Genomic DNA, 13,191 nt, shown 5'->3' with positions numbered 1-13,191 from the left:
ATGGGTGACCGCCGTCAGTTGCCCGCATCCACCCGAACCTTGATCAAATGCCGCTCCGCGTCGAGCAACGGCACGTTCAGCCGGATGATCTGTTCCACCTGGGCACCCGCTGGCAGGCGCTCGATTTCGCCGTCCGGCCGCACACCCTTCATCGCCCAGATCGCGCCCTGCTCCGCTACCAGATGACGGGCCAGTGTAACGAAATCCGAGAGTTCTGCGAATGCGCGCGACACGATTACGTCGAACTTTGCCGGTACTTCGGCGCCCGGCTGCAAAGCCTCGACGCGGCCCGTGACCACCGACAGATTGGCAAGGCCGAGCTCGGCTTTGGCCTGAGCCTGAAACGCCGTCTTCTTGTGCACGATGTCGTTCACGGTGACGGTCCATTCAGGCAGAACAATGGCCAGCACGATACCCGGCAAGCCGCCGCCAGAGCCCACGTCCAGCACCGAAGACGCACCGCGCGGAGCGAGATGCGGCACGATCGAAAGCGAATCCAGGATGTGCTGGATAAGCATCTGCCGCGGATCGCGAATCGCCGTCAGGTTATAGACGGCATTCCATTTGGACAACAGCGCGACGTAGTCGAGCAGTTTGCCGAGCTGCGCGTCGCTTAGTTCAAGGCCGAGTTCGCGGACGCCCTCTGCTAGCAGTGGCGCCAGTGCCTCACGCCCCATCCCCTTCTGACTCACCGTCATTGCGCCACCGGCGTGCTGTCGGCGCCAGGTTCGGCAGGTTTCGTCGAGCGGCGCCCAAAGCCACGCTTCAGGTGGACCATCAGCAAGGAAATCGCCGCCGGAGTAATGCCGGAGATACGCGATGCCTGACCGATGGTTTCCGGGCGGAATTGCGTCAGCTTCTGACGCGCCTCGAACGACAGCCCTCTCACCTCGGCGTAGTCCAGCCCCTCAGGCAAACGCGTACTTTCGTGCGACTCATTCCGCTCGATCTCGTCCGCCTGGCGATCGATATAACCTTGATACTTAATGCCGATCTCGATCTGTTCCTTGATTTGGGCAAGCAAAACGTCGTCTTCGGCCAGCGCCTCAGGCGCAGCACATGCGCCCGCGCGCAAACCGCAGACGCCGTCATACGTCACGCCCGGACGGCGTAACAGATCCGCCAAGCTGTATTCATGGTCGATCGGCTTGCCGAGCAATGCCGTCGCCTCGTCGGCCGGCAGCGTCTTGGGATTGACCCATGTCGTACGAAGGCGCTCTGTTTCACGTGAAACAGCATCGCGCTTGCGGCTAAATGCATCCCAACGGACGTCATCGACCACGCCAAGTTCGCGGCCAATTTCCGTCAGACGCATATCGGCATTGTCTTCGCGCAGGCTCAGACGGTATTCGGCGCGACTCGTGAACATGCGGTACGGCTCGGAAACCCCTTGCGTCACCAGATCGTCGACCAGCACACCCAAATAGGCCTGATCGCGGCGCGGGCACCATGCGTCCTTGCCCTGCACGTGCAAACCGGCGTTAATCCCCGCCAGCAAGCCTTGCGCTGCGGCCTCTTCATAGCCGGTCGTCCCATTGATCTGGCCGGCAAAGAAAAGCCCATTGATCACTTTGGTTTCCAGCGATGCCTTCAGCCCGCGCGGATCGAAGTAGTCGTATTCAATCGCGTAGCCCGGCCGCAGAATATGCGCGTGCTCCAAACCGCGCATCGAACGCACGAGTTCCAGCTGTACGTCGAACGGCAGGCTGGTGGAAATCCCGTTGGGATAGAACTCGTTCGTCGTCAGTCCTTCCGGTTCGAGGAAGATCTGATGCGATTCCTTGGACGCGAAACGGTGAATCTTGTCTTCGATCGATGGGCAGTACCGCGGTCCTACCCCTTCGATCACGCCCGTGTACATCGGCGAACGGTCGAGCCCACCGCGGATGATGTCGTGCGTCCGCTCATTCGTATGCGTAACCCAGCACGGCACCTGACGCGGATGCTGCTCGACGCGCCCCAAAAACGAGAAAACCGGCACCGGATCCAGATCACCCGGCTGTTCTTCGAGCTTCGAAAAGTCGATCGTCCGACCGTCGATGCGCGGCGGCGTCCCGGTCTTGAGGCGGCCTTGCGGCAGCTTCAGTTCCTTTAGACGACCGGACAGCGACACCGCTGCCGGATCGCCAGCACGACCACCGGTGTAGTTGTTCAAACCCACGTGAATCTTGCCGTCGAGGAAAGTCCCAGCCGTCAGCACAACGGCCCGCGAACGGAAACGAATTCCCACCTGCGTCACCGCGCCAACCACCCGGTCGCCTTCCACCATCAAATCGTCGACCGCTTGCTGGAACAGCCACAGGTTCGGCTGATTCTCCAGCCGATGCCGGATCGCCTGCTTGTACAGCAGACGGTCCGCCTGCGCGCGCGTCGCACGAACCGCCGGCCCCTTCGACGAATTGAGGATGCGGAACTGGATCCCGCCCTCATCCGTCGCAGCCGCCATCGCACCGCCGAGCGCGTCGACTTCCTTCACCAGATGGCCCTTACCAATCCCGCCGATGGACGGATTGCAGCTCATCTGACCGAGGGTTTCGATGTTGTGCGTCAACAGGAGCGTCGTATTGCCCATGCGCGCCGAAGCCAAGGCGGCCTCGGTGCCGGCATGACCACCGCCGACGACGATTACGTCAAATTCTGTGGGAAAAAGCATCGCGAATCTCACGCCAGATCGTCGCGTGAGCCTTTCAAAGGAAATGTATGGGCGAATTATAACGGGTTCGGTTTAGGCCCGAATTTCGGCCGAATGGCCAGGTAAGAAAAAAGCGGTGTGTTTCACGTGAAACACACCGCTTTGAACCGCAGCGAGCTGGACGAAAAATGGAGAATTAAGCCACTTTCTTGGCCAACCCAAGATACGTTTCGATCACGCGGGGATTCTGCGCCAGATCGGCGGCCGGTCCTTCCAGCGCCAGCTCACCGGTTTCAAGCACATAACCGTAGTCGGATATCTGCAGCGCAGCGCGCGCATTTTGCTCAATCAGAAGCGTAGCCACACCCGTCTGTCGCAGCGCACTAATGATGTGGAAAATTTCTTTCACGATCAGCGGCGCGAGACCCAAGCTCGGCTCATCGAGCATCAATAGATCGGGCTTGCCCATCAGCGCACGGCCCACCGCGAGCATCTGCCGTTCGCCGCCGGACAAAGTCCCGGCCGCCTGCTTCCGTCGCTCTTTCAAGCGAGGAAAAAGTGTAAAGACCGGCTCGAGCTGATCGAGAAAGTTACGCTCCCCTGCCCGCTTACGCCGATACGCGCCAAGGACCAGATTGTCTTCAACAGTCATCGACGCAAACAGCTCCCGTTTCTCCGGCACCAGGCACATGCCGCGCGCGACCCGCTTTTCAACGGGCACCGCACTGACGTCTTCACCCTGATAGAGGACCGAGCCCTTTGCATGGCCCGTCGTCGGCAGCGCGCCCATGATCGCGTTCAGCAACGTGGACTTACCCGCACCGTTGGGACCAATCACCGAAACGATCTGACCAGGCCGTACCTTGATTGCCGCGCCATGCAGCGCTTCGACCTTGCCATAGCGGACCGACAAACCATTTACGTCGAGAATCGGTGCAGCATCATTCATCGTCTTCTCCATCACTCCACCCCGCCGAGATACGCTTCGAGCACAGCCGGGTCCTGCTGGACATCCTGTGGCAGGCCTTCCGCGATACGCGTGCCAAATTCCATGACCACCAATCGGTCGGTGAGATTCATCACGAAATCCATATCGTGTTCGACCAGCAGCACACTCATGCCTTCGGCCTTGAGGCGACGCAGCAAGTCCGCCAATTGCAGCTTTTCCTGATACCGCAAACCGGCGGCAGGTTCGTCCAGCAACAGCAGGGTCGGGTCACAGCACAGTGCGCGAGCAATTTCGAGAATCCGCTGTTGCCCCAACGCCAGGCTACCCGCCTCGTCGTACATATGCTGTTCGAGTCCGACGCGACGAATCTGCCGAGCCGCTTCGGCCATCAGGCGCGCTTCTTCCGCACCGTTCAGGCGCGCGACACTGCGCCAAACGCCGGCGTGGCCGCGCAGATGCGCGCCAATTGCCACGTTCTCCAGCACCGTCATTCCAGGCAGCAGCTTGACGTGCTGGAACGTGCGGCCAATCCCGCGCTTGACGATTTCACGTGAACTCAGCGAATCGATACGCTCGCCGCGGAACGTGATTTCGCCACTCGTGGCTTGCAGTACACCCGTGACCAGATTGAAGGTCGTCGATTTGCCGGCGCCGTTCGGGCCGATCAACCCGATGATCTGCCCTGCTTTCACCTCGAAGCTGACATCGTTCACGGCGACCAGTCCGCCGAACTGCTTGCGCGCCTTATTCACCGTCAACAGGTTTTCGCCTGCGGTCGGCTTGCTGCGCTGCGGCAACGGCTCGGCATGATCCGACAGATGCGCACGCGGCCCCTTCGGGAAAAACCGCGCGACAAACGGCCAGACGCCTTGGCGAGCGTATTGCAGCAACAGCACCATCAGGATGCCAAACACGATTACTTCGAAGTTGCCGTTCTCGCCGAGCAGCTTCGGCAGCAACGTTTGCAGATAGTCTTGCAACACGGTCAGGATCGCCGCGCCGAGCACAGCGCCCCAGACATGCGACACGCCACCCACCACCGCCATAAACAGAAACTCGATGCCGTGGTTCAGTCCAAAAGGTGTCGGATTCACCGCCCGTTGCAGGTGTGCGTACAGGAACCCTGAAATCGACGCCAACACCGCGGCATAGACGAAAATGACGACACGCATCCAGCCCGTGTTGACGCCCATCGCCTCGGCCATCATGCCGCCGCCGCGCAATGCGCGGATCGCCCGTCCTGGCCGGCTATTAAGCAGATTTTGAACAGAAATCACCGCGCCCAGCACCACCACCCAGATCAGGTAATAAATATGGCGACCGGACTCCAGGTTGATGCCGAAAACGTTCAGCACAGGAATCCCGTTGATGCCGTCGTATTTGCCCAGCATCTCCAGATTGCCGAACAGATAGAACAGCGCGAGTCCCCACGCGATCGTGCCGAGCGGCAGAAAATGGCCCGATAGCCGCATCGTCACGAGCCCCAGCATGAGCGCGATCAACGCCGTCACCACCACGCCCGCGATCAGCGCGAGCCACGGCGACACGCCATACGCAGTCGTCAGATACGCGGTTGCATACGCGCCGATGCCGACGAACGCCGCCTGCCCGAAGCTCGTCATCCCGCCGATCCCCGTCAGCAGCACGAGTCCGATCGCGACGATCGAATACAGCCCGATGTAGTTGAGCAGCGTGACCCAGTACTCGGGCACATGAATAGGCTGCGGCAGCACCGGCAACGCGAACAGCACTACGAGGAACAGCCAGAAGAACTTGTTTTGCATGATCCGTTTCATCGTGTCACTCCTCTTCCTCTTCCGAGTGCGGGCTGGCCAGACTCCGCCACAGCAGCACCGGGATGATCAGCGTGAACACGATCACTTCCTTATAAGCGCTCGCCCAGAACGACGAATACGACTCCAGCAGACCGACGAGGATCGAGCCTGCGGCGGCCAGCGGATAGCTGACCAGCCCACCGATAATCGCCCCCACAAACCCCTTCAGACCGATCAGGAAGCCCGAGTCGTAGTAGATGGTGGTCAAGGGTGCGACAAGGATGCCGCACAGCGCGCCGAGGCCCGCAGCGAGCGTGAACGCGAGGCGCCCTGCTTGCGTCGTGCCGATCCCGACGAGCCGCGCGCCGAGCCGGTTCACCGAGGTCGCGCGCAACGCCTTGCCGGAGATCGAGCGATCGAAGTACAGATACAGGCCGCCGATCAGCACCACCGCCGTGCCGACCACCCACAGGCTTTGCCCGGAAATCGACAGCGTGCCGAGGTTGAAGGTTGCATCGGAGAACGCGGTGGTGCGCGAGCCTTCCGCGCCGAACATCACGAGTCCGAGACCGACCATCGCGAAGTGCACCGCCACCGCCACGATCAGCAGCAGCAACGTAGTCGCCTCCGCGATCGGCTCATACGCGAGCCGGTAGACGAACGGCCCCATCGGAATCACGATCAGCAGCGTCAGCGCGATCTGCGCGATCATCGGCAGCGGATGCAGGAAAACGCCTTGCGTGAGCGCGTAAACCGCGATCGGAAACAGCAGGTATTTGCCGACCAGCATCACCAGCGTGCGCGCCGCATGCCGACGTTTTTCGGGATGCCGCACCAGCCCCGCTATCTCGACGACAAAGCATGCCGCGCCCATTGCCATCAGCAACCAGCAGGTCGCCGGAAATTTCTGTGTCTGCAGTGCGGCGAGCGTCAGCGCGCCGTACGAAACAAACTCGCCCTGCGGGATGAAGATCACCCGCGTCACGGAGAACACCAGCACTAGCGCAAGCGCGAGCAGCGCGTAAATCGCGCCGGTGGTAATGCCGTCCTGCGCGAGGATCGCCGCAATTGATAGATCCATACTTCCTCGTCCTGAAGCGTCGAAGTCAAAACCGGGAACAGTCGTGGCGGCAGAACCCGCGGCCAGCCACTAACCAGCAATCTCAGAAAAAGCGACCGCCGCGCCGGAACACGGCGCGGCGGTCGTTGCCATTGTCATGGAACAGAATGGCAATGCGGCGTCGTGCGCCGCATGTTGCGCGAGAGGCGCGTACCGCTTTTGTTGTTAGTCGTTCTGCAGCTTCCACTTGCCGTCGACGATCTGCACGATCACGCGTGCGCGCTTGTCGAGGCCGTTGTGGTCGGTCGTTGTGGTGTTCATGATGCCGTGCGAAACCGGCAGCTCCTTGATGTTCTCAAGCGCGCCGCGCAGCGCCACACGGAACGCTTCGGTGCCCGGCTGAGCGGTCTTCAGCGCGACTGGAATCGCGGCTTGCAGCATCTGGCCGGCGTCCCATGCATGGCCGCCGAAGGTCGCCACCGAGCCCGCGCCATAGGCTTTCTCGTACGCCGCCTTGTAGGCTTCCGACGACTTCTTCACCGGATTCGATTCCGGCAACTGGTCCGCGACCAGGATCGGGCCGGCCGGCAGGAATTCGCCTTCGCAATCCTTGCCGCACACGCGCAGGAAGTCGTTGTTGGCGACGCCGTGCGTCTGGTAGACCTTGCCCTTGTAGCCACGCTCCTTGAGCGTCTTGGCCGGCAACGCCGACGGCGTACCCGCGCCCGCGATCAGCACCGCATCCGGGTTCGCGCCCATGGTCTTCAGCACCTGGCCGGTCACCGATGCATCGGTGCGGTTAAAGCGCTCATTGGAGACGATCTTCAGATGATGGGCCGCAGCCGCAGCGGTGAAAACGTTGTTCCATCCATCGCCATATGCATCCGCAAAGCCGATGAAGCCAACCGTCTTCACGCCATGACGCTCCATGTAGTCGGCGATCGCATCAGCCATCAGGCTGTCGTTTTGCGGCGGTTTGAAGGCCCATGCGCGCTTGGCGTCCATCGGCGAAATGATCGCGGCCGATGCCGCCAGCGAGATCACCGGCGTCTTGCCCTCGGACGCTGCGTCGAGCATCGCCAGCGAATTCGGTGTAACCGTCGAACCGATGATGGCGTCGACGTGATCTTCGTCGATCAGCTTGCGCGTGTTCTGCACAGCCTTGCCGGTGTCCGATGCATCATCGAGGATGATGTATTGCACCGTCTTGCCGCCAATCTCTTTCGGCAGCAGCGCGACCGTGTTCTTCTCAGGAATCCCGAGCGATGCGGCCGGTCCCGTGGTGGACAGCGTGACACCGATTTTCACCTGCGCGAAGGCGGCGCCCGCGCCGCACATCAACGCCATCGCGATGCCGGTCCGTACCCATTGCTTTGTCTTTTTCATGCAAGTCTCCAAACGCTTCGAAGCGCGTATCTGTAATCCGGCCTGCAGGCCGGGTGTCTGAATCTAGTTATAGGGTTCAGGCATGCCAAGCATGGTTTTCCCTGCTCGGCGCCCATGCCTTCGCCACTTTGGTGCCACTCCCCTGCTGCGAACCAGAACTGCGATTTCTTATGCGACAAACACTAACATGTTAGTAGTATTGCGTTCTGCATCATGCACGGTCAATAGACTCTCGCCCGAATACGGGTTTGTCCTGAAACCCGCCGCTACGGCGGCACTTTGACCGCCTGGCCGTTGCATGTCCGTTGCGTTTCACCCATCACCATTCATCCGGCGCGGGCAATAAAAAAGACGCGTCAACTGCACGCGTCTTTTTAATGGGGTTCCGTATCGCTTCGCCTTCGCTCAGTTGCCGGACAGCTTCCACTTACCGCCGACGATCTCCACCATCACACGCGCCCGCTGGTCGAGACCAGCATGGTCGTTCGCGCTCATGTTGAAGATGCCGTGGGAAGCAGGCATGTCTTTCGTGCTTTCGAGTGCCGCACGCAGCGCTTCGCGGAATGCAGGCGTGCCTGGCTGAGCTTTCTTCAGCGCCAACGGAATCGCGCGTTGCAGCAGCAAGCCCGCATCCCACGCGTGACCACCGAATGTCGACACCGAGCCGGCGCCATACGCGCCTTCATACGCCTGCTTGTACGCAAGCGAGGTCTTCTTTACCGGGTTCGAATCGGGCAGCTGCTCAGCAACCAGCAGCGGGCCGGCCGGCAGATAGGTGCCTTCGCAATCCTTGCCGCACACGCGCAGGAAGTCGTTATTGGCGACACCATGCGTTTGATAGTACTTGCCCTTGTAGCCGCGTTCCTTGAGGGTTTTCTGCGGCAACGCGGCCGGTGTGCCCGCGCCGGCGATCAGCACCGCATCCGGATTCTGCGACATGATCTTCAGCACCTGACCGGTCACCGACGCATCGTTGCGCGCGAACCGTTCGTTCGCGACGATCTTGATCTTCGCGAGATCGGCGGCCTTGCCGAATTCCTTGAACCAGCTCTCGCCGTACGCATCGGCAAAGCCGATGAAACCGACCGTCTTCACACCGTGATTCGCCATATGCTGTGCGATTGCGGTGGCCATCAGAATGTCGTTTTGCGGCGTCTTGAAGACCCACGCGCGCTTCGCATCCATCGGTTCGACGATGCTCGCCGCGGCGGCCATGGAGATCATCGGCGTGGTGCTTTCGGCTGCGACGTCGATCATGGCCAGCGAGTTCGGCACGACGGTCGAGCCGATCAACGCATCCACATGATCTTCGCTGGTGAGCTTGCGCGCGTTCTTGACGGCCTGGGTGGAATCGGTGGCATCGTCGAGCACGATGTAATCGATTTTCTGCCCTGCCACTTCTTTCGGCAGCAGCGCGATCGTGTTCTTTTCCGGAATACCGAGCGATGCAGCCGGCCCCGTTGCCGACACCGTGACGCCGATTTTCACGTCCGCAAACGCATGGCCGCTCCATGCCGCGGATACTCCGGTGGCGACCAATGCCGCGCTAATCCAACGCAATGCCGACTTCATCCCGCTCCTCTATCTGCCCCGTTATTCATTTGAATTTAAATCCGTGGATTTAAATCACCGACCCAGCGGTCGGTGAATAGCGAGTTTAGCGGACGAAAGCCACGCGCCGCAAGCATTTTGCAGGGTAGCAAGGGGAGAAATCAGGCGTGGTCCGGTGAATAAAAAAGGGTCACCGAATTAGCGAAAGATTTGAATGGCGAATAACGAAAAGTACAAATAAAAAGCGCTGTTGGATATCAATCCAACAGCGCTTTCGTCTGGGCACTGAGTGCCTCATTGTCTCCTCGTTCTCCACCTGCAAAATTCGTGGTGCATCAGAACTGCATGAAGATTAAACGAGCACCTGTCTGCTTACAACTAGCAATTACCCTAGTGGTGCACTGCGGCACAAATTTGGGGCACGTTTCGTACCGTGCCCGGTGCACAAGTCTGCGCTCCGCATAATGCCAGATCCGGCTTAGCCGACTATAAAGCCGCCGGATTATATCGGATGCCGAATCAATTCAAAATCCCGTGCCTTTTCACGCCCGCAACGGCCGTACCCGCGCGATGATCTCACCGACAATGCCACGCCGGAACGCCAGCACGCAGGCAATGAAAATCACGCCCGTGACAATGGTCACGGATTCGCCCAGCGAGCGGAACCATTCGACGCCCGTCGACGAAGCCAGCGCCGAGCCGATATCGCCGAGCCGGTCCTCGAGCGCAACAATCAGCGCCGCGCCGAGCAGTGGCCCGAACAGCGTGCCCATACCGCCGACGAGCGTCATCAGGATCACGAGGCCGGACATGGTCCAGTAGGCGTCGCTCAGCGTCTCGAAGCCCTGCACCAGTACCTTGAGCGAACCCGCGAGACCAGCAAGCCCCGCGGACAGAATGAACGCCAGCAGCTTGAAGCGATCGGTGTCGTAACCGAGCGACACGGCGCGCGGCTCGTTCTCTTTGATCGCGACCAGCACCTGCCCGAACGGCGAATGCACGATCCGCACAATCAGCAGGAACGCCAGCACCATCACCGCCAGCACGACAAAGTACAGCGTCACATCCGACGAGAGATCCAGCAGGCCAAACAGCTTGCCGCGCGGTACGCCTTGCAGGCCATCCTCGCCGTGCGTGAACGGTGCTTGCAGGAACACGAAATAGACCATTTGCGCGAGCGCCAGCGTCACCATCGCGAAGTAAATGCCCTGCCGGCGGATCGCAAACAGGCCGACCACCAGCCCGAGCAACGTCGCTGTGGCGGTGCCGGCCAGCACGCCCAGTTCCGGAGAGAAGCCAAGCGTCTGCATTGCATAGCCGGTGACATAACCGGCCGACGCGAGAAACATCGCGTGACCAAACGAAAGGAGGCCCGTGTAACCGATCAGCAGATTGAAGGCCGCCGCGAACAACGCGAAGCACAGCACTTTCATGACGAACAGCGGATAGATGCCGAGCACGGGCACCGCGAGAAGCGCGATCAGCAGCAAACCGTAAAGCACTTTTCTCTGCATCATTTTTCCTTGCCGAAGAGACCCGCCGGGCGCACCAGCAACACGAGCGCCATGATCACGAAGACGACGGTCGCCGACGCTTCCGGGTAAAACACGCGCGTCAGCCCTTCGATCACGCCGAGCAGCAGGCCGGTCAGGATCGAGCCCATGATCGAACCCATGCCGCCAATCACCACCACCGCAAACACGGTGATGATCATCGGCTGGCCCATCAACGGCGAAACCTGAATCACCGGCGCGGCAAGCACACCGGCGAACGCCGCCAGCGCGACGCCGAAGCCATATGTCAGCGTGATCATCAACGGCACGTTGACGCCGAACGCCTCGACCAGTTTCGGGTTTTCGGTGCCCGCGCGCAGATAGGCGCCAAGACGCGTTTTCTCGATCACGAACCACGTCGCGAAGCAAACCACGAGCGACGCCACCACCACCCACGCGCGATAGTTCGGCAGGAACATGAAGCCGAGATCGGTCGCGCCGGAGAGTGCCGACGGCACGTCGTACGGCTGGCCGGACGAACCGTAGATCGAACGGAACACGCCTTCGACCACCAGCGTGAGTCCGAAGGTGAGCAACAGCCCATACAGGTGATCGAGCTTGTACAGCCAGCGCAGCATCGAACGTTCGATCACGATGCCGAACACGCCGACGATCAGCGGCGCGAGCACCAGCATCACCCAGTAAGGCAGGCCGAAATACGACAGGCCCATCCACGCGAGCATAGCGCCGAGCATGAACAACGCGCCGTGCGCAAAGTTGATCACGTTGAGCAAGCCGAAGATCACAGCAAGACCCAGGCTCAGAATCGCGTAGAACGAGCCGTTCACGAGCCCCAGCAACAGCTGGCTCAGCATTGCCGGTAGCGGAACGCCAAAGATTTCCATTGAAGCCTTAATCCCTTAAGCCGACGCCCTGGTGAGATCGGTTGCACACGATCCAGCCGGCGTGCGACCGGCGAGCCATCCGCCCGATCGCATGCCGCATAAGAAGCGGTCTGCCGTCAGTCTGTGTACCATCGTGGCGTCATGCATTGCCCGTCAGGTATAGCAGACAGACGGTCATCTGGTTATCAACTCAGGTTCACTTCCACAGCGCACAGCGCGTTTCAGCCTTGGTCGTGAACGCCTGCTCGCCCGGAATCGTCGCGGTGATCTTGTAGTAGTCCCACGGCTCTTTGGATTCGGCCGGCGTCTTCACCTGCATCAGGTACATGTCGTGGATCATGCTGCCGTCCTGACGGATGTAGCCTTTCGCGTAGAAGTCGTCGATCTTGGTCTTCTTCAGCTGCGCCATCACCTTGTCGGAGTCGGTCGAGCCCACTGTCTGCACAGCCTTCAGGTAGGTCATGGTCGCCGAATAGTCGGCGGCTTGCAGGCTCGACGGCATCTTCTTCATCTTGTCGAAGTAGCGCTGCGCCCACTTGCGGGTCGTGGCGTCCTTGTTCCAGTACCAGCTGTCGGTCAACACCAGGCCTTGGGTCGTTTCCAGACCCAGACTGTGGACATCGTCGATAAACATCAGCAGTGCGGCCAGCTTCATCGTCTTGGTGATGCCGAATTCCTTGGCGGCCTTGATCGAGTTGATCGTGTCGCCGCCCGCGTTGGCAAGGCCGAGGATCTGCGCCTTCGACGCTTGCGCCTGCAACAGGAACGACGAGAAATCCGATGCCGACAGCGGATGACGCACGGCGCCCACGACCTGGCCGCCGTTGGCCTTCACCACGTCCGACGTATTCTTTTCGAGCGCCTTGCCGAATGCGTAGTCAGCCGTCAGGAAGTACCACGTCTTGCCGCCCTGCTTCGTCACCGCCGAGCCCGTGCCCTTGGCGAGCGCCGTCGTGTCGTACGCATAGTGGATCGTGTAAGGCGTGCATTGCTCGTTCGTCAGGTTATCGGCGCCCGCGCCGATGCTGATATAGACCTTGTGCTTCTCACCGGCCACCGTGTTCATCGACAGCCCGGTTGCCGAATTCGTGCCGCCGATCAGCATATCGACGCCATCGCGATCGAACCACTCGCGCGCCCGCGACGCCGCGATGTCGGCCTTGTTCTGGTGATCGGCATAGACCACGGAGATCGGCTTGCCGTTGACCTTGCCGCCGAAGTCGGCCACCGCCATGCGGATCGCTTCGAGACCGCCCTGGCCGTCAATATCCGCATACAGACCCGACATGTCGGTGATGAAGCCGATCTTCACCGCGTCGTCGGCCGCTTGCGCGCTGCTCATCGTCAACGCGGCGCCGGCGGCAACCGCGAAACAGAGTGTGGCAAGCCGCGCGAGTGGGTTCTTTTTCATTCCTGTCTCCTGGTTTCTTCGCTTGTGGT

The 13,191-nt window shown here is 60.7% G+C and carries 10 protein-coding genes; all 10 read right to left on the bottom strand.

The window, feature by feature from the left end; all coding sequences use genetic code 11:
• Positions 1–14: 14 nt before the first annotated feature.
• The 10 genes from rsmG to PQQ95_RS01110 all read right to left on the bottom strand — a co-directional run bounded on the left by rsmG (position 15) and on the right by PQQ95_RS01110 (position 13,162).
• Positions 15–698 carry a 16S rRNA (guanine(527)-N(7))-methyltransferase RsmG gene (gene rsmG, locus PQQ95_RS01155; RefSeq protein ID WP_408433901.1) on the bottom strand — a complete coding sequence of 228 codons (684 nt, stop codon included), beginning with the start codon at positions 696–698 and terminating at the stop codon, positions 15–17.
• Positions 695–2,653, bottom strand: coding sequence for a tRNA uridine-5-carboxymethylaminomethyl(34) synthesis enzyme MnmG (gene mnmG / locus PQQ95_RS01150; protein ID WP_408433898.1), 1,959 nt, complete (start codon positions 2,651–2,653; stop codon positions 695–697). Before mnmG ends, rsmG begins: the two co-directional genes overlap by 4 nt.
• A gap of 175 nt (positions 2,654–2,828) precedes the next feature.
• On the bottom strand, positions 2,829–3,581 hold the full coding sequence (locus PQQ95_RS01145) for an ABC transporter ATP-binding protein (protein WP_128576564.1): 753 nt from the start codon (positions 3,579–3,581) through the stop codon (positions 2,829–2,831).
• An 11-nt stretch (positions 3,582–3,592) separates the two neighbouring features.
• The gene (locus tag PQQ95_RS01140) at positions 3,593–5,377 is read right to left on the bottom strand and encodes a branched-chain amino acid ABC transporter ATP-binding protein/permease (protein ID WP_408433895.1); all 1,785 of its coding nucleotides are present in this window, start codon (positions 5,375–5,377) and stop codon (positions 3,593–3,595) included.
• 4 nt (positions 5,378–5,381) lie between these two features.
• Positions 5,382–6,437 (bottom strand): branched-chain amino acid ABC transporter permease, encoded by a 1,056-nt coding sequence (locus PQQ95_RS01135; protein WP_408433892.1) that lies wholly within the window; start codon positions 6,435–6,437, stop codon positions 5,382–5,384.
• 204 nt (positions 6,438–6,641) lie between these two features.
• Complete coding sequence (locus tag PQQ95_RS01130) at positions 6,642–7,802, bottom strand: ABC transporter substrate-binding protein (protein ID WP_408433889.1); 1,161 nt, start codon at positions 7,800–7,802, stop codon at positions 6,642–6,644.
• Positions 7,803–8,207: 405 nt separating this feature from the next.
• A complete protein-coding gene (locus PQQ95_RS01125) occupies positions 8,208–9,374 on the bottom strand; it encodes an ABC transporter substrate-binding protein (RefSeq protein WP_408433886.1) in 1,167 nt (388 codons plus the stop codon).
• 521 nt (positions 9,375–9,895) lie between these two features.
• Positions 9,896–10,867 (bottom strand): branched-chain amino acid ABC transporter permease, encoded by a 972-nt coding sequence (locus tag PQQ95_RS01120; RefSeq protein WP_408434538.1) that lies wholly within the window; start codon positions 10,865–10,867, stop codon positions 9,896–9,898.
• Entirely contained in the window at positions 10,867–11,751 is an 885-nt protein-coding gene (locus PQQ95_RS01115) for a branched-chain amino acid ABC transporter permease (protein ID WP_054038594.1), read from the bottom strand. The genes PQQ95_RS01120 and PQQ95_RS01115 overlap by 1 nt, the downstream gene beginning before the upstream one ends.
• 196 nt (positions 11,752–11,947) lie before the next feature.
• Complete coding sequence (locus tag PQQ95_RS01110) at positions 11,948–13,162, bottom strand: ABC transporter substrate-binding protein (protein ID WP_408433883.1); 1,215 nt, start codon at positions 13,160–13,162, stop codon at positions 11,948–11,950.
• Positions 13,163–13,191 lie beyond the last annotated feature (29 nt).

This window comes from Paraburkholderia caffeinilytica, assembly GCF_046030355.1.
Classification (GTDB): Bacteria; Pseudomonadota; Gammaproteobacteria; order Burkholderiales; family Burkholderiaceae; genus Paraburkholderia; species Paraburkholderia caffeinilytica_B.
The sequence above is the reverse complement of the archived record's forward strand: the minus strand, read 5'-3'. Positions and strand labels throughout refer to the sequence as shown.